The sequence below is a fragment of the Achromobacter denitrificans NBRC 15125 genome, assembly GCF_001571365.1.
Classification (GTDB): Bacteria; Pseudomonadota; Gammaproteobacteria; order Burkholderiales; family Burkholderiaceae_B; genus Achromobacter; species Achromobacter denitrificans.
On sequence record NZ_BCTQ01000030.1, the window covers coordinates 23,515 to 47,529 of the forward strand.

A 24,015-nucleotide genomic window follows, 5' to 3' on the forward strand; every position below is an offset into this window, starting at 1 on the left:
GCCATCCCTTTTTCCGTTGTTCCCGAGGAAACCATGCACAGACTCGAAGGAAAGGTCGCCTTTATCACGGGCGGCGGCGCCGGCATCGGCCGCGCCAGCGCATTGCTATTCGCCCAGGAAGGCGCGCAAGTCGTCATCGCCGAGCGCGACGCCGCCGCGGGCGAGGAAACGGTCGCCCTGGTGCACGCGCACACCGGCAGCCGCGCCCGCCTCCTGCAGACCGACGTCACCGAACCCGACAGCATGGAAAAAGCGGTCAGCCAGACCGTTGCGGAATTCGGGCGTTTCGACGTGCTCTACAACAATGCCGGAGGCTCCACCGTCCGAGACAGCCGCGTGACCGACGCGCCGTTCGAGGAGTTCTGGTCCAAGATGAAGCTGGACCTGTTCGGCACCTGGCTGGGATGCCGTTACGGCATCCAGGCGATGATGGACGCGGGCCATGGCGGCTCGGTCATCAATAGCACATCGATATTCGCCCTGATCGGCACCCACGGCAAGGACGCTTACACGGCCGCCAAGGGCGCGGTCAGCGCGCTGACCCGCTCCATGGCGGTGGAGTATGCCCGCCACCGGATCCGCGTCAACGCAGTCGCGCCGGGCGCGACCGCTACCGAGCGCGTGCTCAAACTGCTGAAGGATGATGGCGTCACGAGCAAATCCTTGGAAGGCCAGCTGTTCGGCCTGGTGCAGCCCGAGGACATCGCCCACGCGGCGCTGTACCTGGCCAGCGACGAGTCCCGGTCCACCACCGGTCACATTCTTGCCGTCGACGGCGGCTTGACCATTTCTTGAATCCGGCCGACGGCCGGCGCGCCCCAACGGAGCCGCCATGTTTCGCCATATCGTGATGCTCAGCTTCAAGGCCCCGCTTTCCGCGCGAGACCATAAGGATATCGTCGACCAATGCCGGGCCATCAAGGAGGCGCTTCCCGGCATAATCGACCTGCGCTTCGTCGCCAACGCGTCGGACCGCGCCCGCTCCTACTCCCATGCTTTCGTGGCAGACTTCATCGACGCCGCCGCCCATGGTCGCTACCAGCAATCGCCGGTCCACGCGCCGCTGAAGCAGAAGGTCATGGCGCTCGGCCAACAGCTCATCGTGTTGGACTACGAAACCTGACCGCCGGCAAGGTCTTCCAGGACTAGCGGCAGCGGCGCCTCGCGGCGTCGGGCGGGCGCGCCCGGACACGGATCGGGCGCGCCTCATTTCCTGCGGGCTTGCCTGTAGAATCGAGTCTAATTTCATTTTGAGACTCGATGAACACGTCCGTTGATCCGTCCTCCGTAAAGCCGGGCATTCGCGAAGTGCGGGTGCTGTCGCGCGGGCTGACCATTCTTTCGGCGTTCGAGCCGAACAACGATTGGTTGAGCAATTCCGAGATCGCCGCGCTCACCGGCCTGCCCAAGCCGACTGTGTCGCGTCTTACCGCCAACCTGCTGGAGGCGGAGTACCTGCAGTATTCGGCCCGCCGGGCCGCCTACCGTCTGGGCACGGCCGTGCTCGCCCTCGGTTTCATCGCGGCCTCGAATCGCGACTTCGTCATGCTCGCACGCCCGCTGATGCAGCAGTTCGCGGACCAGCACCAGGTCTCGGTCGTGCTAGCGTCGCCCGACGCCAGCAGCATGGTCTGCAACGAAGTCGCGCATAGCCGGGACATGCTGTTCACGTTGCGCGTGCGGGCCGGCTCGCGCCTGCGCATGGACCGTTCGGCCCTGGGCCGGGCTTTGATCGGCGCCATGAGCGACGCCGAGCGCGCCGCCTTCATGGACAAACTCAGCGCCGCCGACCCTCAAGCCTGGGAGTTGCTCGACCGCGAAGTCCCTGCCGCGGTATCCCAAATGGCGAGCGACGGCTATTGCATCGCGGCCGGCACCCTGGAGGCCGGAACCAACGGCGCCGCGGTGGTCGTCGACACGCCGGAAGGGCCGCATACCTATGCGTTGGGCTGCGCTGCGCCGTCGAACTCCCTGGAACTGCCGCGGCTCAAACAGGCGGTGATCCCGGACCTGCTGGCCCTCAAGGCCAGGCTCGAAGCCGAACTCAGCAACATGCAGGCGGAATGATCATGGTACGGACTCGCCAACTTACACCCGGCGCGCCCCGCGACGATGCGCAAGTGGATTCGCTGCGGCGCGGCCTGGAAGTGCTGCGCCTGTTCGACCTGCGCCACCGCAAGCTGTCGCTGGCGGACATCGCCCGTAAGCTCGACCTGTCTCGCCCGACTACCGAAAAACTGGTCCAGACGCTGTTGTCCCATCATTTCCTGCAAGCCACGGGCAACGACAGCTACGAGCCCCACGCCGCCTGCCTGGCGCTGGGACGCGCGGCCAGGAAAGGCCTGGCCGCGAGCCAGGCTGCGCGCCCGCTCATGCGAGAGTTGTCGCAGCGCTTCGGCGTCCACGTCACCCTGAGCACGCGTGACCGGCTGCACATGCTGGTGGTCGAGCATTGCGTACCCGCCGGCCGCGTGCAGCTGGGGCTGACCAGCGGCGCGCGATTTCCCATGGCCAGCTCGGCCTCCGGACGCGCCTATCTCTGGGGACGGCCGCAGGACCAGCGCCAGGAGTTGCTCAGCCAGATCGAAGGCGAGATGCCCCCAGGCACCTCTCGCCAGCTCGCCGACGTCCAGGCCGCTTTTCGCGAGCTCGACGCGACGGGCTGGTGCCATGTCGCCGCGCCCGTCGCCACCCAGACCGCGTCGATCGCCACGCCGGTGAAGCCGGGCTCGGAGTTCGTGCTGGCCGCAATGGCCGTCGGCGGCGATGTCACGGAAGCCATTCTGCGTGACCAGGTAGCGCCCGCCTTGCTTGCCGTGGCGCAGCGCGTCGCGCTTGCGGCCGAAGAGGACACCTAGCGGGCCCGGTCCAGGGCTTCTACCGCGTCACGCACCGCCCGCAAATGCTCGTCCGACGCGTGGGCGATGGCCTGGAACGCGGCCACGACGTCCAGGTGCGTCGCCAGGGTGTGCTGCTCCGCATCTCGCAGCAGGCGCTTGTGCATGCGCAACGCCTGGGCGGGATGACGCGCGATGCGGCGCGCCAAGTCGCCGGCGCGGCCGGCCAACGACTCATCGCATACCACCTCCGAGACCAGCCCGATGCGCCAGGCTTCCTGGGCATCGATGGGCTCGGCCGTAAAAGCCAGCTCCATGGCCTTGGAGCGACCAACCAGCCGCGGCAACATCCAGGCCCCGCCGTCGCCCGCCACGATACCCAGCCGGGCAAAACTCACCGAGAAGCGCGCACTGCGCGCGGCGATGCGGATATCGCAGAAACAGGCCAGATCGCAGCCCGCCCCGTAGGCCGGACCATTCACGGCGGCGATGGTCGGAATCTCGATTTCCGCCAGCGCGGCGGGCAATTGGTGCACGGTCTCGCGGTAGCGCGCCTGCACCTGGGCGACGTCGCCGGCCGAAAATCCCTCTCGTTGCGCCATCTGGCGCAGGTCTCCGCCGGCGCAGAAGGCCTTGCCTACGCCGGTGACGATCAGCACACGGGCCGAGGGATCGGCATTGACTCGCCTCACGTGGCTTGCCAGTTCCTGAAACTGTGAACCGTCGGAGAAGCGGTTCAAGGTGTCGGGATGGCAGAGACTGAGCGTGACGACGCCATCGTCATCGTCGCGCCGCACGAAATCCGGCTCGGAGGCCATGGCTATGCTCCTATCCACCGCGGCGCGCGCTTCTCGGCAAAGGCCAGCGGCCCTTCGATCGCGTCGGCGCTGGAGTACACGCGCTCGTGATAGCGGCACGCCGCCTCCAGGCCGCGCTCGCATCCCAGGTCCATGGCCGCCCCGACACTCTTCTTGGCGGCCCACACGGTAAGCGGCGCATTGCCGGCGATCGTGCGCGCGATCGACTGCGCGCGGGCGCGCACCGCGTCGGCGGTGGCTTCGACGTAGTTAACGAAGCCCAATTGGTGAAAACGCTCGATCGGGTGCATTTCGCCGGTGAGCATCAGCTCCAGCATGAAGGGCTGCGGCAACATCCACAACATGGGCACTCCCCAGGGAGACCCTCTCCCCACCTTGGCCTCGGAAATGCCGCCCAGCGTGTCCCGCAGCCCGACCCGGATATCGCTGTTGGCGGCCAGGACCATGCCGCCGGCGGTGAAATGCCCCGTCATGGCGGCGATGATGGGCTTGGGCACGCGGCGCATGCGCTGGTGAAACGGATCGCGGAGCATCTGCAGCATGTCCTTGCCGGAATCGGCGCGCACCTGGGCAGCCTCCTTCAGGTCCATGCCGGCCGAGAAAACCCCGCAGTCGGCAGAGGTCAGGATCACCACGCGCACGGCGTCGTCGCGCTCAACCTCGTCCCACAGGTCCAACAGGCGCTCGCAGATGGCGATGGACAGCGCATTGCGTTGGGCAGGGCGGTCTATGCATATCGTGGCGATGCCATCTCGCACGGAATACAGAACTGGGGCGTCGTTTTTTTTCATGATGCTGGGCGGGCTCGCAAGTCAATGGGAATCAGGACGGTCAGACTGCGGGCCGCGCGCCGGGCCGGCGCGCGGCCCGGTGTTCATTCGGGCTTGATGCCCGCTTCCCGGGTCAGCTTGCCATAGTGCGCGCTCTCCTCGGCGATGTACTTGCCGAAGGCCTGGGGCGCCATGGGCGGCAGCAGCTCGTAGCCTACGCCATCGATCTGCTTGCGAACCTCCGGCTGCGCGAGCGCGCCCGTAATTTCCCGGTTGAGCTTTTCTACGACGTCGGGAGGCGTTCCCGCGGGCGCGAACAACCCGTTCCAATTCCCGATCTCGAATCCCGGCAGGGCCTCCTTCATGGCGGGCACGCCGGGGAGTTTTTCCGATCGCGCCGGCGTGATGGCCAAGGGCTTGAGCTTGCCCGAAGTCATGTAGGCCAGGCCTGTGGAAAAGTCGATGAACATCATCTGCGTCTGGCCGCCGAGCAGCTCGGACACGGCCTGGCCATAGGCCTTGTACGGGATCTCCGAGATATCGGTATGCGTCATCACACGGAAGGTGCTCCCCGTGATGCGCGTGGTGCTGTTGGCGTAGGGAAACGAGAGTTTCCCCGGGTTCGCCTTGGCGTAGGCGATGAGCTCCGCCACGGAATTCACCGGCACCGAAGGGTTGACCACGAGCGCGTGCGGAACCCCGCCGACGATGGCGACCGGCGCGAAATCCTTCAAGCCGTCATAGGAGATGTTCTTGAAGAAGTACTTGTTCGCGACCTGGGTGGTGTTGGTCCCGAACAGGAGGGTGTAGCCGTCGGCTTGAGCGCGGGCCACATATTCGCTGCCTATCATGCCGGTGGCGCCGGGTCGGTTCTGCACGATCAGCGGTTGGCCCAAACGCTTGGACAGCGAATCGGACAGTACCCGCGCCACCGCGTCGGTCGGACTGCCCGCGGCAAAGGGCACGACCACCGTAATCGGCTTTTCCGGATAGGCAGAAGCCGGGGCCGCCTGCGCGCCGTGTACGCATACTGTCAGCGCCATCAAACCCGTAAACAGGGAAAATCTCATCATCGTCTCCTAGAGTGGATCGGGGCCGTCTGGGCGTCCCTCGACAAAAAAACGCGGTTCATTCCTGCGGCCTGGTCTTGACCATGCGCAAGGGGTTGTAGGTCAACACGACGTCTCCGCGCTGGTTCACCACCCGGTTGGCGGTGCGCACCAAGCCGCGGTCGGGCTTGCTGGTGGCCCGGGCCTCGACGACTTCGCACTCGACGTGGACCGTGTCGCCGGCGTTGGTGGGCCGGAGAACCTTGACATCCGCCTCCATGAACGCCATGCCCGTTCGCTGCATGGTGCTCTGCATCAGCAGTCCTTCCGCGATGCAGAACACGAGCGATCCGGGTGCGGGGCGAGAACCGATGACCGATTGCGAAGCGATGTAGTCCAGATTGGTGAACATTTCCTCCACCATGCCCACTGTGCCGATGAATAAGGTGATGTCGGCCTCGGTGATGGTCCGACCCAAGGTGCGGTAGCGGTAGCCCGGCTCCACGTCGTTCCAGTAAAAGCCCAGGCCCAGCACCTCCAGCCCGTTCTCGTCCACATTGATCGATCTACGCATACTGTCTTCTCCTGGTTGTAGGGGGTTTGGCGTTCCTGTCAGATCACGCCAGCCTGGCGCAGCTCGGCCAGGTGGTCCGGCTCGATTCCCAATGACCGCAGGACCTCTTCGTTGTGCTGTCCCAACGCGGGCGGCGCGCCGGCGGGCTCCAGTGGGGTTTCTGAAAAGCGGATTGGATTACGCACGGTCGGCACCGGGCCGTAGACCGGATGCTCCAGTTCGGCCCGCATGCCGCGCGCGATCACCTGCTCGTCGGCGAAGACCTGATCCATGCCGTTGATGGGCCCGCCGGGGACTTGGGCCCGCTCCAGCAGAGCGGTCCAGTCGGCCAGGGCGCGCGAACGCGTCACCGGCACCAGCCAGGCATCCAGTTCCGCCCGGTTGAGCACGCGGGCGGAGATGGTGGCGAAACGCGGGTCGGTACCGACTTCCGGCTGCCCCACCGCCTGGCACAAACGCCGGAACTGAGTGTCGTTGCCCACGGCCAGAACCAGATGGCCGTCGGCAGCCGGATAGACGGCGTACGGCGCGATATTGGGATGGCCGCTGCCCATGCGCCGGGGCACCTGGCCGCTGACCAGGAAGTTCATCGATTGGTTCACCAGCGAACCCACCATGCAGTCCAGCAGGCTGATGTCGATGTGCTGCCCGCCACGGCCACGATCGCGGTGCTGCAAGGCGGCAAGGATAGCGGTGGTCGCGTACATGCCCGCCAACAGATCGGCCACCGCGACGCCCGCGCGTTGGGGGCCGCCGCCGGGCAGCTCGTCGCGCTCACCCGTCACGCTCATCAGGCCGCCCATTCCCTGTATCAGGTAGTCGTAGCCGGCGCGGTCCTTGTAGGGACCCGTCTGTCCGAAGCCGGTCACCGAACAATAAACAAGCTGCGGATTGATCTCGCGCAGCGCCGCGTAGTCCAGGCCATATCTTTTCAATGCGCCAACCTTGTAGTTCTCGACGAACACGTCCGCATTGCGCGCCAGCTCGCGCACGATTTCCTGGCCCCGCGGATGGGAGAAATCGATGGCCAGGGATTTCTTGCCGCGGTTGCAGCTCATGAAATAGGCGGCATCTCCATCCATGCCGGTGCCGCTGTCCTTGAGAAAGGGCGGCCCCATCTGTCGCGTATCGTCGCCGACTCCCGGCTTCTCCACCTTGATGACCTCGGCGCCCAGGTCGGCCAGGTTCTGCGTGGCCCAAGGGCCGGCCAGAATGCGGGAGAGGTCCAGGACGCGGATATGGCTCAACGGTTTCTGCATAGTGGTCTCGGTGCTAGCGGCTGATGCCGGACGAAATGGTCGGTTCATCGATGGATTCAGGAACATCGGCCAACGCCGCGTCATCCTGGACGATATCGGCGATGAGCTCGCCCTCGCGCACGCTGTCGCCAGGCCCATAGCGCAGAAACGCCACGGAGCCCTCGACATCGGCCACGATCGAATACTCCATCTTCATGGCTTCGATAACGGCCAGAATGTCTCCGGGCCGCACGCGATCCCCCTGCCGCACCGCCACGGCCGCGATGACGCCGGACATCGGCGCCGTCGCGGCGCCAGCCGCCAGGGCGCTGCCGTCGCGTCCCTGCGGAATCGGCCGCACGGTGTAGTGGTCGCCCGCCACCTGCAGATGCCAGCCATCCTCCGCCGGGCAGGCGTCCCAGCGCCACCCGTCGACGCTACCGCCCGCGCCGTCGTCATCGCTCGACACGCTCCAGCTTTTCCCTTCGTGATTCGCCCGGACGTTGCCCTTTTCGATTTCCCGCAGCGCAGCCCAGGCGGGCTCGGCATCCAGCACGAAATGCACGGCCCCGAAAGGCGCCCCCGGGTCGAGGAAGCGCCGGTCCGCCGCCCCCCAAGGCGTGCCGGCGAGCCAGGGCGAAGCGCGGTGCGCCCGCGCTGGGAGGGATAGCGCGGCCCCTACCGCCGTGGCCGCCCCGCGGCTGCATGGCATTTGCAGCGCCTTGCGCTCATCCAGATAGCGCGTGTGGACTTCGCCCGCCTGCACGGCCGGATCGTCGAGCAGGCGCAACAGGTAGCCGACGTTGCTGGTCACGCCCAGCAGCGCCGTCCGGCCCAGGCCCGCCTTCAACGCGGCCAGCGCGGCAGGACGGTCGACGGCGCTGGCGATGATCTTGGCCACCATGGGATCGTAGAAGGGCGGCACTTCGCCACAGCCGTCCAGGCCGGCGTCGACCCGCAGGCCGACGGGCCAGCGTGCGCGCGTCACCGTCCCGGGCGCGGGGCGGAAGTCGTTGGCTGGGTCTTCGGCGTAGATCCGGGCCTCGACGGCATGCCCGCGGCACGCAATGTCGGACTGCGCCAGTGGTAGATCCTGCCCTGCCGCCACGCGCAGTTGCCACTCGACCAGGTCCAGCCCCGTGACCGCCTCGGTGACCGGATGCTCGACCTGCAGGCGCGTGTTCACCTCCAGGAAGTAGCTGTTGAAATCCCGGTCCACGATGAACTCGAAGGTTCCGGCGTTGCGGTAGTTCAAGCTTCGGGCGCCTTGTACGGCCGCTTCCAGCAACCGCTGGCGTGCCTGCTCGGGCAGGCGCGGCGCCGGCGCTTCCTCGATGACTTTCTGGTGCCGGCGCTGCAGCGAGCATTCGCGCTCATACAGGTGCACCACATTGCCGCGACCATCGCCGAACACCTGGACCTCGATGTGGCGAGGTTCCTCGATGTACCGCTCCACGATCATCCGCCCATCGCCGAAACTGTTGCGGGCCACTCGGATGGCCGACTCGATGATCCGCGGCAGATCATCATGCCGAGTGATGATCTGCATACCCTTGCCGCCGCCCCCGGCGGACGGCTTGAGCAAGATAGGAAGTTCAATGGCGCGCGCCAAGGCCGCGATGTCGGCGGGATCGTCGCTGGCGTCGTCGGTTCCGGGCACGACCGGCACCCCGGCCGCGCGCATCAACGCCTTCGCCCGGGCCTTGTCCCCCAGCGCCGCGATGGTCGCGGGCGCCGGACCGATGAAGGCCATGCCCGCCGCTTCCACGGCCCCCGCGAAATCGCTGTTTTCGGAGAGAAAGCCGTAGCCCGGATGGACCGCCTCGCATGTCGTTTCGCGGGCGGCCTGGAGCAGCTTCGCGACATTCAGATAGCTGTCGGCGGCGGCGCCCGCGCCCAGCAGTACCGCGCGGACCGCCCCGCGCAGGTGCGCAGCGTCCGCATCCGCCAGCGAGTACACCGCCACGTACTCCACGCCCAGGCGCCGGCAGGTGCGCGCAATACGGCAGGCGATCTCGCCCCGGTTCGCAATGAGGATTCTTTTGAACATGGCTACATCCTGAACACGCCAAAGCGCGTGGATTCTTTCGGTCCGCCCGCCGCCAGGGCCAGGCCCAGCGTCAGCCAGGCCCGCGTGTCGGCGGGTTCGATCACACTGTCCACCCACAGGCGGGACGCCGCGTGCAGGGCCGTGCTTTCCGCGCCATAGGTATCGCGGACCGGCGCCTTGAAGGCTTCGGCCTCTTCCGGACCGAAGTGCTTGCCCTGGCGGGCAAGCTGTTCGGCGCGCACGAGCGCCAGCACGGTGGCGGCCTGTTCTCCGCCCATGACCGAAGTCCTGGCGTTGGGCCACATGGCCATGAGCCGCGGGCCGAACGCGCGGCCGCACATCGCATACGCGCCCGCTCCATAGCTGCCGCCGACGATGACGCTGAACTTGGGAACCCGGGCGGTAGCCACGGCATTGACCATCTTGGCGCCGTCCTTGGCGATCCCACCCTGCTCATACTGCACGCCGACCATGAAGCCGCTGATGTTGTGCAGGAACACCAGCGGGATGTCTTCCTGGCAGCACAACTCGATGAAGTTGGCGGCCTTCTGCGCGCTCTGGCCGAACAGCACGCCGTCGTTGGCGAGCACGCCCACGGGGTAGCCGCCGATGGCGCCCGTGCCGCAGATCAGGGTAGTGCCGTAGCGCTCGCGGTACGGCAGCAGTTCGCTGCCGTCCAGCAAGCGCGCCAGCACGTCGCGCATCGGAATCGGCTGTTTGGGATTGGCGGGGACAAGGCCGGGCAACTCGGCCGGATCGTAGCGCGGGGGCCGACACTCGCGGACGGGCGGCGCAAGGGCGGCCGCCTCGCAACGGCCCACAATGCCGCGCACCAGTTCGAGCGCATGCCGCTCGTCGTGCGCGAAATGATCTGCCACGCCCGACAGGCGGGTGTGCACGTCCGCGCCCCCGAGAGCCTGGGCGTCGACCACTTCACCCGTGGCCGCCTGGACCAGCTGAGGGCCGCCCAGGTAGATCATGCCGGCCTGGTCGACGATCACCGTCTCGTCGCACATCGCGGGAATGTAGGCGCCGCCCGCGGTGCATGCGCCCAACACCGCCGCGACCTGCTTCAGGCCCAGGGCGGACATCTCGGCGATGTTGCGGAAGATCTTGCCGAAGTGCTGTTCGTCCGGAAAGATGTCGCCCTGCAAAGGCAGATAGGCGCCGCCCGAATCCACTAGATAGATGCAAGGCAGGCCGTTCTCGCGGGCGATGGCCTGCGCGCGCAGCTGCTTCTTAATAGTCAGCGGGTAATAGGTTCCGCCCTTGACCGTCGCATCGTTGGCCATAACCATGCAGGCCCGCCCGGCCACCACGCCCACGCCCGTGATGATTCCGGCGCCGGGCGATTGGCCCTCGTACGCGCCCTCGGCCACGTATTGGCCCACTTCCAGGAATGGCGTGCCGGGATCCAGCAAGGTATTGACTCGCTCGCGCGGCAGCAGTTTGCCGCGCGCCAGGTGAGCCTGGCGCGCGCGCTCGCCGCCGCCGGCCGCCACGCGCTCTTGCGCCGCGATCAACGGGGCGCGCAATTGCTCATAGGCCTGGACGTTCGCGACGAACTCCGGACTGCCCGACCAGGAACGGGATGGAAGAATAGCCATGTGTGGGATACCGCCAGGGTAGGGGTTGCGGAAGATCAGCGCGGTTCGCGCACCGGCAAGCGCAGCAGGGCATGCCCCAACGACTTCCCGGTCTGGTCCAGCCGCAAGGTGCGGGTCGCGCCGCCGCCCAGCGCATGGCGCATGATCACGACCAGGGCGCCGATGTTGTCCATGGGATGGCACTCGACCTCCCCCCGGACCCAGTCCCCATACAGTGCCTTGACGTCGGCGGGCGTGACGCTGGCCCGCAGGCGCGCGTATTCGACGGGGCCGCGGGCTACCAGGCCGACGCTGCACACGTCTCCCTTGTCGCCGGAGCGGACATAGGCGATATCTTTCACTTGTAGGGTCATCAGGGCTCTCCTCAGGCCACCAGGATTTCGGTCGTCTGCACGACGGCGTCGCGCGGAATCAGCGTCGGCCACAGGGAGATAACGGGCCGCGGCTTCATCGGCGTGCCGAAGGACGTGCCGCCCGGCCCCATGATCCAGAGGTTCGTGCCCGCCCGGCGTACCTTTTCGGCCTCTTCCGCGCTACGGGTCCGCACCGCGCAGCGCAAACCCACTTCGGGCAGTTCATTGGCCCGTTCCCGGCCCGGAAAGGCGGCCGCTGGCCCATGCAAGGTATTGAGGCCGATGAAATCGAAGTGGATCTGGTCCGCTGCCAGGCCCATGCGCTCGAACCGTTCGAGCAGGGTCTCGCGCGCCTTGACGGCGCGGTCATAGGCATAGGGCCAAGGGAAGAAGGCCATGGTTTCGCCTATCCAGCCGTCCTGGTACCCGACCACCAGCTTCCAGAGGTCCGGCGCGACTTCTCCGCGCACACCGCTGACGCGCACGCGGTCCATGCCGTCGTCCGCCAGCCGCAGGGACGTGAAGTCGGCCACGGCGTCCGGCATGAGGTAGCGGCGCGGATCGCCCACCTCGTAGACCAGATGCTCTTTGACCGTCCACTGGTCGATGCGGCCGCCGGTCCCTGGCAGCTTGGTCACGATGGCCTCGGCGTCCTCTCCCACCTCCAGGATGGGAAAACCGGCGCGGCCCATGTGCGGCATGTCGGCAAAGCGCGAGGACATGCCGCCCGAGCATCCCGCCGCGCACTCGACGATGTGGCCCAGCGTCACAGCCGCGGCAAAACGGTCCGTGTGCTGCGCGTCGCGGAGCCAACCGAACTCATGCGCCAGCGGCCCGACGTACAGGGCGTTGTCCGACACCCGGCCGGCGATCACTACGTCGGCGCCGCCCTCCAGGCCTTCGACGATGCCGGAGCTATCGGTGTAGACGTTGGCGCACACGACCCGGTCACGGATCGCCGCGAAATCGTCGTCGCCCGTATCCATGTTGCGCAGGGAGATCCCCTGCCCCATCAGGCCATCGAGCTTGTCCAGCATGTCGTCGCCCTCGACCAGGGCGATCCGCGCACCGGCGAGTCCGGCCTGGCGCGCGCCTTCGGCGATGCGCCGGGCGGCCGCGCGCGGGTTCACGCCACCGCCGTTGGAGATCAGCTTCGTGCCCGCTGCGGTCGCGCGCGGCAACAGATTGATCATGGTCTGCACCGCGTCCGGCACGTAGCCCGTGTCGGGCCGCTTGAGCTTTTGCCGCTGCAGCAGCGCCATCGTCAGCTCAGCCAGATAGTCGAAGCAGAGGTAATCCAGATTCCCTCGCTCCAGCAATTCCTCGGCGGGATCCTGGGCATCTCCCCAGAACCCGGAACCGGCTCCCAGCCTCACGCTTTTGGCCATTCCTGTCTCCTTGTCCTTTCTTTCTAATTTCATTTTGATTAGTTGAATTTCATTTTAATTTCGAGCAGCGCGGAACGTCAAGCGGCGTTTCATGCAGCGAGCCGCGGCAACTTGCCCCCACCGCGCGAGCCACGCAAAATGGCGCCTGGCCTGTCGTTCCCGAACGCGTCCTTCCGTCCTCGGATCCCTTCATGGCATCGTCCACCGCCCTTGCCCCTTCCGCCCGCCCCGCGCGCGATCTGCCGCTGAGCAACTACAAGATGTCCGAGCGTTCGCGGCACGGCGATTTCGGCATCCGCGACGAGCGCACGGCGCTGCCCAACCCCGCGGCGCACCGCCACGAATACCTGCAGATCCACGTGCAGCTGGCCGGCGAAACGCAGCACGCCATCGGCGATGCGCGGCGCGCGGTCACGCCGGGCACGGTGTGCTTCATCCTTCCCTACAAGACCCATTTCATCCCGACCGTGCCGGGCAGCCGCTACTACATCCTCAACGCCAGCCTGGGCTACCTGCTGCCCTCGCTGGACGTGGACGCGCTCGACCTGCAGGACCTGCCCATCGAGCGCGCGCCCGAGCTCGCGCCCTTCCGCTTCCAGGAGCAGCTGGACTTCCGGCTGAACGGCGCGGCGCTGGCCCAGGTGGAAGGACTGTGCCGCGAGATCGCGGCCGAAGACCAGCGCCGGGCCAACGGCTCGGCCATCCTGATCCGCGCCTACCTGCTGCAGCTGATCGGCCTGGTCTGGCGCGAGCACGGCGAGGCGCTGGCCGCGCTGGCGGCCATGCCCGCCTCGGGCCAGGCCCGCAATCCTGCCCTGACGCGGCTGCGGGCCTTCCTGAAAGACCGCCTGGACCAGCCCGTGTCCCTGACCGACGCGGCCGCCGCCATCCACCTGTCTCCCACCTACCTGGCCCACCTGCTCAAGCGCGAGACGGGCCAGACCTTCGTCGAATACCTGACCGCCCGGCGGATGTCGCTGGCGCGCGAGCTGCTGCTGCACACCAGCCTCTCGGTCAAGGAGATCGCGTTTCGCTGCGGGTTTTCCGACGAAGCGTATTTCGGGCGCCGCTTCCGGCTGCTCGAACAGGCCAGCCCCACGGCGTTCCGCCGCCAGCTGCGCCAGCCCGGGTCGTGCTGAGCCGGCCGGCGCCGACTGCGCAAGTTTGTCCGGCTTTAGGACAGTCCGCCGTCTAACGGCCGACCTCGCCTTTCGCGCAACATTCATGCATCGCCCGCGCCCTCACGGCGCGGGGCCAGCCGAAAGGAGTTTCATGAATCACCCCGCCACCGCCAACGGCGCCGTTGCCTTGCCCCTGCCCGTCGTCGCCCCCGTGACCGTGCCCGTCGCCGGACGCGACCAGGCCTTCGCGGTGCGGCGCATCTACTGCGTCGGCCGCAACTACATCGAGCACATCCGCGAGATGAAGGAAGGCGACGAGCGCGATCCGCCCTTCTTTTTCCAGAAGCCCACCGACGCGATCGTCACCGACGGCCAGGTGCCCTATCCCGTCCTGACCGAGGACTTCCAGTTCGAGCTCGAACTGGTCATCGCCATCGGCCGCACGCCCGACCCCGATCCCACCCAATCCCTGTCCGCGGTGTTCGGCTACGCGGTGGGCCTGGACATGACCCGGCGCGACCGCCAGCGCGAAGCCTTCCGCGAAGGGCGTCCGTGGGAAGTGGGCAAGTCCTTCGACGCGTCCGCGCCCTGCGGCCCCATCCTGCCGGTGGAGGCCGGCGGACACGTGCTGGCCGGGCCCTTGACGCTGGAGGTCAACGGCCGGGTCGCGCAGCAGTCCGAACTCGGCAAGATGATCTGGAACGTGCCGGAAATCATCGTGCAGCTTTCGCGCCAGTACCGCCTGATGCCGGGCGACCTGATCTACACCGGCACGCCCGCGGGCGTGGGCGCGGTGCAGGTCGGCGACCGCCTGCGCGGGCGCGTCGCGGCGCTGCCGGAGCTGGATGTGACCATCGTCGCGGGGCGCTAGCCGCGAACCACTGCGGGAACGGGGCTCGCGCCCCGCGCCGGAGCGCCGCCCGCGGGGCCTCGCAGGCCCCGGGCCGGTCCGGCGACAACAATAATGGAGAGAGGCAAATGAAGACGAATCGAGTATTGCAGCATCTGGCCGCGTCCCTCGCGCTGGCCGCCGGCCTGTCCGGCGGCGCCCAGGCGCAGGATTATCCGTCGCGCCCGGTCACCACCATCGTGCCCTTCGCCGCGGGCGGAGCGAGCGACCTGCTCGCCCGCCAGCTCGGCAAGCAGCTGTCCACCAAGCTGGGACAGGCCTTCGTCATCGAGAACCGCGCCGGCGCCGGCGGCACCGTGGGCGCGCGGCTGGCGGCGCGCGCCTCGCCCGACGGCTACACGCTGGTCATGGGCACGAACGCCTCTCACGCCATCGCGACGACCACGCACCGCAACCTGAACTACGACCCGCTGAAGGACTTCGCCGCCATCTCGCTGGTGGCGCGCGTTCCGCAAGTCGTCATGGTGCATCCGTCGGTGCCGGTCAAGGACATCCCGGGGCTGATCGACTACGCCAAGCGCAACCCCGGGCAGCTGAACTTCAGCTCGGCCGGCAATGGCACGCCGGGCCACCTGGGCATGGAGCTGTTCAAGATGATGACCGGCGTGGACATGGTGCACGTGCCGTTCCAGGGCGGCAATCCGGCGCTGGTGGCGCTGACCGGCGGACAGGTGCAGCTGCTGGCCGACAACATCAGCTCGGCGCTGCCGCAGATCAAGGCCGGCAAGGCGCGGGCGATCGCGGTCACGTCCGCGCACCGCTCCCAGGCCCTGCCCGACGTGCCCACCATCGCCGAACAAGGCGTGACGGGCTTCGAATCGGGATCGTGGTTCGCCTTGTTCGCGCCCGCCGGCACGCCGCCCGCGGTCATCGACAAGCTCAACGCCGAAGTGGCGCTGGCGCTCAAGGACCCGGCCGCGCACGAAACGCTCTCGGCCCAGGGCGCCGAACCCGATCCCGGCACGCCGGAGGCCCTGCGCCAGCTGATCCGAGAGGACGTGGCCAAGTGGGGAGACGTGGTCAAGCGCATCGGCCTGCAGGTCGATTGAGGAGGACGGCACAGGAACGGCATGATGGAAACCCTGTTGCTGTGCGCCGCCGCCTTCATGGGCGGCGCGCTCAATACGATCGCGGGCGGCGGCAGTTTCCTGACGCTGCCCGCGCTGATGTTCGCCGGCGTGCCGGCCGTCGCGGCCAACGCCACCGGGGCGGTCGCGCTGCTGCCCGGCTATCTGGCCGGCGCCCTGTCGCTGGGCCGCGGCCGCGCGGACCGGCCCGGCCTGATGCCCTTGGGCCAGCTGGCGATCCTGTCCTGCGCCGGCGGCGCGCTGGGCGCATACCTGCTGACGCAGACCGGCGACGCGGCCCTGCGCGGCATCGTGCCCTGGATGATGTTGCTGGCGACCCTGATGTTCATGGCCGGCCCCGCCTGGATCGCGCGCCGGGCCCGCGGCGCGGCCTCGGCCGAGGTCTCGGTATCGGAGGCCGGCTTGCGCGCCGGGCTATTCGCCGCCAGCATCTACGGCGGCTACTTCAATGGCGGCATGGGCATCCTGCTGCTGGCGCTGTTCGCGCTGGCCGGACACCGCGACCTGCTCGCCATGAACCAGGCCAAGAACTGGGCCTCGGCCGTGCTCACGCTGATGGCCGCCGGCGTTTATTCGGCGGGCGGGGCCGTGGACTGGCCGCGCGCCATGCCCATGATGGTTGCCGGCGCGCTGGGCGGTTGGGCCGGCGGCCGCCTGGCGCACCGCCTGCCCGTGGCGGTCGTGCGCCGCGGCGTGATCGTGGTGGGCCTGGCCATGACGGCCGCCTTGTTCCGCTGATCGCCGGCGTCGCGCCTATCGCTGCCCGCCGGCGCCGCCTGGCGGGCAGCCCCCCTCGCTCTCCCAGGCCCGCATTCGCGTCCGGCAGTGGCGCAAGGCGCGCGCCAGGTGCTTGCCGACCATGTCGGCCGAGATGCCCAGCCGGCTTGCGATTTCGTCGTACGACATGCCCTCCACCTGCCGCAGCAGAAACGCCTGGCGGCAGGCGGACGGCAATTCCTGCAGGGCCCGTTCCAGGCGCGCCAGCTGCTGGCGGCGATAGAGTCGTTCGTCCTGCAACGGCGCGGCGCAGGCGACGCCTTCCGCTTCCGCATCGATCGGCGCCACCTGCGCGCCGCGCCGGCTGCGATGCAGATCGATGCAGAGATTCAGCGCCGCGCGGAACAGGAACGCGCGCGGCTGGGTAATGGCGCAGTCGCCGTTGCGGTCGAGCACGCGCACGTAGGCCTCCTGCGCGATGTCGGCGGCATCCTGCGCATCGCCCAGTTTGCGTCCCAGGAATCGCAACAGCTCTTTGTAGTACTGCTCCATTCGGAGACTCCCCCGCGATGATTCCGAATAAGGCGCGAACGGCGGGATATTGCATAATGCCGCCTAGATGTTTGCGTTCACCCCGGACGCCGATGGCGCCTCAAAGTGTAACAACTCTCATTCTCATATTAACCCGCCATGGCCATTCCTCCCCTGACTTCTTCCGGCGCGCAGGATGACCTCCTGACCGAGCAGGCGGTGGAATGGTGCGTCCGCCTCCAGGATGAATCCTGTTCCGACCAGGATCGCGCGGCCTTCCAGGCCTGGCTGCAAGCGGATCCGCGCCACGAGCGCGAGTACCGCGCGGTTCATGACCTCTGGGGCCTGGCGCGCCACCTGCCGGCCGCGCCCGCGCCCCTCGCCGCCCCCCCGGCGGCGCGCCGTTCGCGGCCCATCGCCCGCTGGACGCTCGGCGCCTGCGCGCTGGGGCTGGCGTGCTGGGCCGCAGGATGGTGGTTCGCGCTGCTGCCCGGCACCTACCAGCGCTATGCCAGCGGCGCGCAAACCACCACCGTCACGTTGGGCGACGGCACCGAAGTCGACATGAACATCGATACGGCCATGGTGTATCGCGCGTACCGCGATACCCGCCGCCTGCGCCTGGCCGATGGCGAAGCCTATTTCCGCGTCACGCACGACACCGCCCATCCCTTCGTGGTCGAGGCGGGCCGCGGCACGATCACGGTGACGGGCACCGCCTTCAATGTCTGGAAATCGGGCGAGACCGTCATCGTGACCCTGGTCGAAGGCAGCGTCGACGTGCAAACGGAAGACGACGGCGCCGGCACCAGGAAACTGAGCCTGCGGCCGCAGATGCAGGCACGCTACAGCGAACGCAGCGATCCCCAGGCGCGCGCGGTGACCGCCGCGGACTCGGCCGCATGGCGCCATGGGAAACTAGTGCTGGACAACACCACGCTGCGCGACGCCATCATGCAGATCAACCGCTACTTGCCGGCCGACGGGCGCTACACCTCGGTGGATCCCGCGATTGCCGCGCTGCGGCTGGGCGGCACCTACGATGTCCGCAACGTCGCCGAACTGGCCAACGCCCTGCCGGCCATCCTGCCCGTTCGTACCCTGCGCAAGGCCGACGGCAGCCTCGCCCTCGTGCCGGCCCCGCCAAGGTAGGCGGCGGGCGACGTTACTTATTGTTTCAACTCTTCATTCCGGAACCGAGCGCTGATTTCGTCATAGATATTGATAGTGGTTATTACTTTCAATCTCTTTTCCCCAAGACGAGACCATGCGAGCCAGACAGAACGCGGCCTCCCGCGCATCGATTTCACCGTTCCGCCCCCGCCTTCCCCTCTTGCCGCTGCTAGGCGCGCTGACCCTGCTGAGCGTCTCCGTGCAGGCCGCGCCCGTCAACATCGACATACCGCCGCAAAGCCTGGCGCAGGCCCTGCATGAACTCGGCCGCCAGGCCGATCTGCAAGTGCTCTACAGCCACGATCTCGTCGAAGGACTGCGCAGCCCGGCCGTGCAGGGCCGCATGGAGCCGGCCGAGGCGCTGGAACGCCTGCTCGGCGGACGCGGCATCCGCTATTCGATCCAGAACGGCACGATCACGCTGACGCCGATGCCGCAGACGACCATGCTGTCGCCCGTCAACGTCGTGGGCTCGCTGCCCGATTCGGAAACCTACGTGGCGACGGTGACGTCCGCCGGCACGAAAACCGACACCCCGCTGATCGAAGTCCCGCAATCGATTTCGGTAATCACGGCCGCGCAGATCCGCGAGCAGAACCCCCAGACGCTGGGCGACGCCGTCCGCTACACGCCCGGCATCGTGGTGCAGGAAGGCTTCAATCGGACCGACGATCCCTTCATCATCCGCGGCTTCGACGTGCGCACCAATCCGGGCGTGATGTTCCGCGACGGCCTCAAGGTGCCGCTGCCCCACTACAGCGTCATGTCCGAACCGTATGCGCTCGATCGCATCGAAGTGGTGAAGGGCCCGGCCTCGGTGCTGTACGGACAGGCCTCGCCGGGCGGGATCGTCAACGTGGTCTCCAAGCGCCCGACCGATACCCCGCTGCGAGAACTCCAGCTCAGCGGGGGCTCGCACGACAACAAGCAGCTTGCCGCCGACTTCGGCGGCCGGATCGACGACGAAGGCCGGCTGACGTATCGCCTGACCGGCCTGGTGCGCGGCGCCGACACCATGATCGACGACATCCCGGACGATCGCTACTACCTCGCCCCCGCCCTGACCTGGCGCATCGGCGCCGATACCTCGCTGACCCTGTTGGCGAGCTACATGAAGAACAAGACGGTCAACAACGCCGGCTATCCGCTGGAGGGCACGGTAAAGCCCAATCCGAACGGCAGGATTTCGCGCCACCGGTTCACCGGCGAACCCGACTGGAGCAAGTGGGACCAGGAGGTGGGCACCCTCGGCTACCAATTCGCGCACCGCTTCAACGAAACCTGGCAGTTCAAGCAGAACCTGAACTACGCCCAGTCGCGCAACCGCGTGAATCACGTCTACTGGAACACCTGGGTTCCGGGCAGCAACTTTTCCACCGCCGAACGCGGCGCCTACCGCCGCGACGACGATGCGCACGGCGTAAGCGTCGACAACCAGTTCGACGCCAAATGGGAGCTCGGACGATTCAAGCACAACGTGCTCTTCGGGCTGGACTACACGGAGACCTACTTCACTCGCAAGCAGTACGCCGGCTACAACAATCTCGCGCCCATCGACTTCTTCCATCCGGTGTACGGCTCCAGCGTGGTCCTGCCCTCGGAGCCCAACACCTACACCAACGAAAAACGCAGCCAGGTTGGCCTGTACCTGCAGGACCAGATCAAGTTCGACGACAAGCTGGTGCTGGTGCTCGGCGGACGCTACGACGACGCCGACGGCAAGACGCTGAACAAGCTCAACGGCAGCGCCACCCGCAGCGCCGACAATGCCTTCACCTGGCGCGCGGGCCTGCTCTACCTTGCCGACAACGGCCTCGCTCCCTACATCAGCTACTCGACCTCGTTCCAGCCGCAGACCGGCACCACCTCCCCGCAACGCGGGACGACCCCGTTCGAGCCCACCAAGGGCAAGCAATGGGAAGCGGGCCTGAAGTACCAGCCCAGCGGCTCCAACTCCTTCGTCACGGCATCCGTATTCGAGCTGACCCGAACCAACGTGCCGACGGCCGATCTCGCCAATCCGATCTACAACGTGCAGGAAGGCGAAGTGCGTTCGCGCGGCGTCGAACTATCGGCGACGGCGAACCTCGCATCGGGCTGGAACCTGATCGCCGCCTACACCTACACCGACGCCGAAGTGACCAAGAGCAATACCAATACCCTCGGCAATACGCCCGAAGCCGTGCCGCGCAACATGGTGTCGCTGTGGTCCGACTACACGGTGCAATCCGGCCTGCTGGCCGGCCTGAACTTCGGCGGCGGCGTGCGCTACATGGGCTCGACGTTCAACAGCGCCAATACCGCCAAAGTGGCGGACTACACGTTGTTCGACGCGGCGGTCCGCTATGACTTCGGCGCGCACACCCCCTCCCTCAAGGGCTGGACCGCCGACCTCACGGTCCGCAACCTGTTCGACAAGGATTACGTGGCCTCTTGCACGTACGCCTGCTTCTACGGAGAAGGCCGGACGGTGCTGGGCCGGGTGACCTACAAGTGGTAGTGGGCGCCGGCCGGGAATTCCTCGTCCAGCCATTGCAGGAAGGGTTCCAGCGCCGGCTTGCCGCGCGCCGCGCTGATGGCGCGATAGCATAGGCCGTCGCGCATTTCCTGCTTCCACACCCGGACCAGGGTTCCGGCCTCGACCGCGTCCCGCGCCAGCGCCGAGCGCGCCACGCAGAACCCCATGCCCGCCTCCACGGCCTGCAGCATGGTGGCCGAATCGTTGAACTGCAACGCGGCCTCCTCCGGCTGCACGCAGCGATTGCCGGCCGCCAGCCAGCGGCTCCAGTCGTCGCGCTCGGAATTGCTCAGCAGCACCGGCCGGAACGGCGCCCCCTCCTTCTTGCGGGCCGTCATGCGCCGCGCCACCGCCGGGCTGGCGACCAGCCAGCTGATATCGTCGGTCAGCCGGCGATGGCGATGGCCGGTTTCGAAATGGCTGTCGGTAAGCCGGATGGAGACGTCGGCGCCCGAGGTTTCCAGATCGGCGAAGTAGCGGTGCGTGTCGATCTGCAGGTCCACCCAGGGGTGCGCCCGCACGAAGCGCGGCAGCCGGCCGGCCAGCACGCGCAGCGCGAAGCTGCGCGCCACCGACACCACCAGCGTCTGCCGGCCCGCCACCAGCGACAGCCGCCGCAGGCCGGCATCCAGGGTGCCGAACGCCTGCTGCGAATACGCGTACAGCGTCTCGCCTTCCTGCGTAAACGCCAGGCCGCGGGCCAGGCGGCGGAACAGCGCGACGCCCAGGTGCTGTTCGAGCAGCTTGATCTGCCGGCTCAGGGCGCCCTGCGTCAGATGCAGCTCCTCGCCGGCGCGCACCAGGTTCAGGTGCCGGCCCACGACATTGAAAAAGAGCAGCGCCTTCATGGACGGCAGGCGGCGCAGCAGCGACGCCTGCGCCAATGCATCCAAGTTCGTCATAGCTTAATTCCATGAAAACCGGCCCCGCCCAGGCGGGATCCCAGGGCGCCAGTGTACCGAGGTATGCAATAAGCTCATACCTCATGGGAAAGACCGTGCATTGTTCCGCGCGGCCCGGCGCTGCATATTGAGCGCCTTCCCAATTCTCCTGGAGCCATCATGACCGTTCTCCACCGCATTCTCGGCCGGACGCTGGCGGGCGCCGGCCTGCTGGCCTGCCTGGCCGCGCCGGCGCATGCCGCCGGCTTTCCCGACCGGCCCATCTCCATCATCGTTCCCTATACGCCGGGGGGCAGCTCCGACGTCGTGGCGCGCCTGCTCGGCCAGCAACTGGCCGTGGAACTGAAGCAATCGGTCGTCGTGGAAAACAAGCCGGGCGCCGGCGCCACCCTGGGCACCTCGCTGGTCGCCAAGGCCGCGCCCGACGGCTATACCGTGCTGCTGGCCGACAACGCCCAGACCACCGCCCCCTCGCTATACCCGCGGCTGCCCTATGACGCCGTCAAGAGCTTCACCGCCCTCGGCATGGTCGGCATCGCGCCCGCCATGCTGCTGTCGAACCAGCCCTCGGGGCTGCGCAGCGTCAAGGACATGCGCGACGACGTCGAACGCAACCGCAGGGGCTACACCATCGGCGTCGGATCCGGCAGCCCCAGCCACCTGATCTCGGCCTTCTTCCAGCGGCGCTCCGAACTCAACCTGATGATGGTGCCCTACAAGGGCGCCTCACAGGCCGCCACCGACGTGCTGGGCGGGCAGATCGACCTCATCTTCACCAACCCGGCCTCGGCCGCGCAATACCTGCAATCGGGCCGGATGAACGCCATCGGCATGACCGGCACCGAGCGCCTGCCCTCGCTGCCCAACGTCGCCACCTTCCAGGAACAGGGCGTCAAGGGCCTGGAGAACGTGAAGTACTGGTTCGCCGTGCTGGCCCCCGCGGGCCTGCCCGCCGACGTCAGCAACAAATGGCATGCGGCCCTGGCCGCGACCCTGGCCCATCCGGAGGTCAAGCGCCGCCTGGCCGAGCTGGGCATCACGCAGGTCGCCATGACGCCCGAACAACTCCAGGGCTTCATCGCGGAAGACCGCGAAACCTGGGCCAATGTGGTCAAAGAAAACGGAATGCAATTGCAATGAACACCCTCCTCCAACCCGGCGGCGATGCCGCCGACGCCCTGGCCGCCGCCCGCGCCCTCTTCCCCGGCGCCAGCACCCAGGCCTACATCGACGTCGCCAGCCGCGGCCTGATGCTGGCGAGCGCGCCGCAAGCGGCCAGCGACCACCTGCAGCAACGCGTATTGGGCCGGGCCGACAAGGCCGCCTACTTCGCCGTGGTGGAAGCGGCGCGCGCAGGCATCGCCCGCCTGCTCAATTGCCAGCCCGATGAGATCGCCATCACCAAGAACGTCTCGGACGGCCTGAACATCATCGCCAGCGCGATCGACTGGCGGGCCGGCGACGAAGTCCTGGTCTGCCCGGGCATCGAACACCCCAACAACCTCTATGCCTGGCGCAACCTGGAGGCCCGCGGCGTGTCGGTGCGCGAGATCGCCGCGCAGCACGGCGAACTGTCGATCGATGCCGTGCGCGAAGTGCTGCAAGGCCCGCACCGGGCGCGCGTGCTGACCGTTTCGGGCACCTCCTTCATCCCCGGCTCGCGGATCGACCTGGACGGCCTGGGCGAACTCTGCCGCGCCCACGGCGTGCAGCTGGTGGTCGACGGCGCGCAGACCGTCGGCATCACGCATATCGACCTGGCGCGCACGCCCGTGGACGCAATGGCGATGAGCACCCAGAAAGGGCTGTGCTCGGTGTACGGCATGGGCTTTCTGTACGTCAGGAAATCGCTGGCGCAGACCCTGCGGCCGCAAAGCCTGGCGCGTTTCGGCGTAGACATCCCCGCCACGCATGAAGCCGACTACGACACCGGCCCCATCGTGTTCCAGCAAGGCGCGCGCCGCTTCGACCTGGGCAACTACAACTTCCTGGGCGCGACCCTGGTGAAGGACAGCCTGGACGTACTGAATGGCATCGGCACGGCGGCCATCGACAGCCATGTCACGCAACTGGCCGGCACGCTGGCCACGGGCCTGGAGGCCATGGGCGCGCCGGTGCACCAGCCGCGAACCGGGCGCCGCTCCAACATCGTGTGCGTGCAGGCGCGCAGCGGGCCGCCCGCCGCGGCCGCTCTGCAGGCGCACCTGAAGGCCTGCAACGTGCAGGCGGCGCTACGGCGCAACACCGTGCGCTTTTCCTTCCATCTCTACAACGACCCGACCGACGTGGCCGCGGCGCTGGAAGCGACCGAAGGGTGGATGCGCCGGAACGGCGCCAGCCTGGGCTGAGGCTGCGGCGCCTCGGGGCCTGC

23 protein-coding genes are annotated in these 24,015 nt (G+C 67.6%); 12 read left to right on the forward strand and 11 right to left on the reverse strand.

Going from position 1 to position 24,015, the window contains the following annotated elements:
* Positions 1–33 precede the first annotated feature (33 nt).
* The 4 genes from ADE01S_RS22255 (at position 34) to ADE01S_RS22270 (ending at position 2,858) form a co-directional block, all read left to right on the forward strand.
* Positions 34–795, forward strand: coding sequence for an SDR family NAD(P)-dependent oxidoreductase (locus ADE01S_RS22255; RefSeq protein ID WP_062683925.1), 762 nt, complete (start codon positions 34–36; stop codon positions 793–795).
* Positions 796–832: 37 nt separating this feature from the next.
* Positions 833–1,123: a Dabb family protein gene (locus tag ADE01S_RS22260; RefSeq protein WP_062683926.1), complete on the forward strand. Its 291-nt coding sequence runs from the start codon at positions 833–835 to the stop codon at positions 1,121–1,123.
* Between the two features lie 137 nt (positions 1,124–1,260).
* On the forward strand, positions 1,261–2,067 hold the full coding sequence (locus tag ADE01S_RS22265) for an IclR family transcriptional regulator (RefSeq protein WP_062683927.1): 807 nt from the start codon (positions 1,261–1,263) through the stop codon (positions 2,065–2,067).
* Between the two features lie 2 nt (positions 2,068–2,069).
* On the forward strand, positions 2,070–2,858 hold the full coding sequence (locus tag ADE01S_RS22270; RefSeq protein ID WP_062683928.1) for an IclR family transcriptional regulator: 789 nt from the start codon (positions 2,070–2,072) through the stop codon (positions 2,856–2,858).
* On the opposite strand, the gene ADE01S_RS22275 is transcribed toward ADE01S_RS22270, so the two are convergent.
* The 9 genes from ADE01S_RS22275 to ADE01S_RS22315 form a co-directional block, all read right to left on the reverse strand.
* Positions 2,855–3,655: an enoyl-CoA hydratase-related protein gene (locus tag ADE01S_RS22275; protein ID WP_062683929.1), complete on the reverse strand. Its 801-nt coding sequence runs from the start codon at positions 3,653–3,655 to the stop codon at positions 2,855–2,857. The two genes, ADE01S_RS22270 and ADE01S_RS22275, sit on opposite strands and share 4 nt — an antisense overlap.
* 2 nt (positions 3,656–3,657) lie before the next feature.
* A complete protein-coding gene (locus ADE01S_RS22280; RefSeq protein WP_062683930.1) occupies positions 3,658–4,446 on the reverse strand; it encodes an enoyl-CoA hydratase/isomerase family protein in 789 nt (262 codons plus the stop codon).
* 83 nt (positions 4,447–4,529) lie between these two features.
* Entirely contained in the window at positions 4,530–5,495 is a 966-nt protein-coding gene (locus tag ADE01S_RS22285) for a Bug family tripartite tricarboxylate transporter substrate binding protein (protein WP_062683931.1), read from the reverse strand.
* 58 nt (positions 5,496–5,553) lie between these two features.
* A complete protein-coding gene (locus ADE01S_RS22290; protein WP_087881408.1) occupies positions 5,554–6,048 on the reverse strand; it encodes an FAS1-like dehydratase domain-containing protein in 495 nt (164 codons plus the stop codon).
* A gap of 38 nt (positions 6,049–6,086) precedes the next feature.
* Positions 6,087–7,307 carry a CaiB/BaiF CoA transferase family protein gene (locus tag ADE01S_RS22295; RefSeq protein WP_062683932.1) on the reverse strand — a complete coding sequence of 407 codons (1,221 nt, stop codon included), beginning with the start codon at positions 7,305–7,307 and terminating at the stop codon, positions 6,087–6,089.
* Between the two features lie 13 nt (positions 7,308–7,320).
* The gene (locus ADE01S_RS22300) at positions 7,321–9,336 is read right to left on the reverse strand and encodes an acetyl/propionyl/methylcrotonyl-CoA carboxylase subunit alpha (RefSeq protein WP_062683933.1); all 2,016 of its coding nucleotides are present in this window, start codon (positions 9,334–9,336) and stop codon (positions 7,321–7,323) included.
* Positions 9,337–9,338: 2 nt separating this feature from the next.
* Entirely contained in the window at positions 9,339–10,943 is a 1,605-nt protein-coding gene (locus ADE01S_RS22305; RefSeq protein WP_062683934.1) for a carboxyl transferase domain-containing protein, read from the reverse strand.
* A gap of 35 nt (positions 10,944–10,978) precedes the next feature.
* Entirely contained in the window at positions 10,979–11,296 is a 318-nt protein-coding gene (locus ADE01S_RS22310; RefSeq protein WP_062683935.1) for an AtuA-related protein, read from the reverse strand.
* A gap of 11 nt (positions 11,297–11,307) precedes the next feature.
* Complete coding sequence (locus ADE01S_RS22315; protein ID WP_062683936.1) at positions 11,308–12,684, reverse strand: acyclic terpene utilization AtuA family protein; 1,377 nt, start codon at positions 12,682–12,684, stop codon at positions 11,308–11,310.
* A 191-nt stretch (positions 12,685–12,875) separates the two neighbouring features.
* Between ADE01S_RS22315 and ADE01S_RS22320 the strand changes: the two genes are divergently transcribed.
* The 4 genes from ADE01S_RS22320 (at position 12,876) to ADE01S_RS22335 (ending at position 16,541) form a co-directional block, all read left to right on the forward strand.
* Positions 12,876–13,823 carry an AraC family transcriptional regulator gene (locus ADE01S_RS22320; RefSeq protein WP_062683937.1) on the forward strand — a complete coding sequence of 316 codons (948 nt, stop codon included), beginning with the start codon at positions 12,876–12,878 and terminating at the stop codon, positions 13,821–13,823.
* Between the two features lie 133 nt (positions 13,824–13,956).
* Positions 13,957–14,676 (forward strand): fumarylacetoacetate hydrolase family protein, encoded by a 720-nt coding sequence (locus tag ADE01S_RS22325; RefSeq protein WP_062683938.1) that lies wholly within the window; start codon positions 13,957–13,959, stop codon positions 14,674–14,676.
* Positions 14,677–14,783: 107 nt separating this feature from the next.
* Positions 14,784–15,764, forward strand: coding sequence for a Bug family tripartite tricarboxylate transporter substrate binding protein (locus ADE01S_RS22330; RefSeq protein WP_062683939.1), 981 nt, complete (start codon positions 14,784–14,786; stop codon positions 15,762–15,764).
* A gap of 21 nt (positions 15,765–15,785) precedes the next feature.
* Complete coding sequence (locus ADE01S_RS22335) at positions 15,786–16,541, forward strand: sulfite exporter TauE/SafE family protein (RefSeq protein WP_062683940.1); 756 nt, start codon at positions 15,786–15,788, stop codon at positions 16,539–16,541.
* A 15-nt stretch (positions 16,542–16,556) separates the two neighbouring features.
* Here ADE01S_RS22335 and ADE01S_RS22340 read toward each other — a convergent pair whose 3' ends face one another.
* Positions 16,557–17,072: a sigma-70 family RNA polymerase sigma factor gene (locus ADE01S_RS22340; RefSeq protein ID WP_062683941.1), complete on the reverse strand. Its 516-nt coding sequence runs from the start codon at positions 17,070–17,072 to the stop codon at positions 16,557–16,559.
* 138 nt (positions 17,073–17,210) lie between these two features.
* Between ADE01S_RS22340 and ADE01S_RS22345 the strand changes: the two genes are divergently transcribed.
* Together ADE01S_RS22345 and ADE01S_RS22350 are read left to right on the forward strand one after the other, a co-directional pair.
* The gene (locus tag ADE01S_RS22345) at positions 17,211–18,203 is read left to right on the forward strand and encodes a FecR family protein (RefSeq protein WP_062683942.1); all 993 of its coding nucleotides are present in this window, start codon (positions 17,211–17,213) and stop codon (positions 18,201–18,203) included.
* 181 nt (positions 18,204–18,384) lie between these two features.
* Positions 18,385–20,724: a TonB-dependent siderophore receptor gene (locus tag ADE01S_RS22350; protein ID WP_242663421.1), complete on the forward strand. Its 2,340-nt coding sequence runs from the start codon at positions 18,385–18,387 to the stop codon at positions 20,722–20,724.
* Here the strand turns inward: ADE01S_RS22350 and ADE01S_RS22355 are convergent.
* Positions 20,712–21,644, reverse strand: a complete 933-nt coding sequence (locus ADE01S_RS22355; protein ID WP_062683944.1) for a LysR substrate-binding domain-containing protein — start codon at positions 21,642–21,644, stop codon at positions 20,712–20,714. The two genes, ADE01S_RS22350 and ADE01S_RS22355, sit on opposite strands and share 13 nt — an antisense overlap.
* A gap of 159 nt (positions 21,645–21,803) precedes the next feature.
* Here ADE01S_RS22355 and ADE01S_RS22360 point away from each other — a divergent pair, with 159 nt between their 5' ends.
* On the forward strand, positions 21,804–22,784 hold the full coding sequence (locus ADE01S_RS22360; RefSeq protein ID WP_062683945.1) for a tripartite tricarboxylate transporter substrate-binding protein: 981 nt from the start codon (positions 21,804–21,806) through the stop codon (positions 22,782–22,784).
* Complete coding sequence (locus tag ADE01S_RS22365; protein WP_062683946.1) at positions 22,781–23,992, forward strand: aminotransferase class V-fold PLP-dependent enzyme; 1,212 nt, start codon at positions 22,781–22,783, stop codon at positions 23,990–23,992. Before ADE01S_RS22360 ends, ADE01S_RS22365 begins: the two co-directional genes overlap by 4 nt.
* Positions 23,993–24,015: the final 23 nt, after the last annotated feature.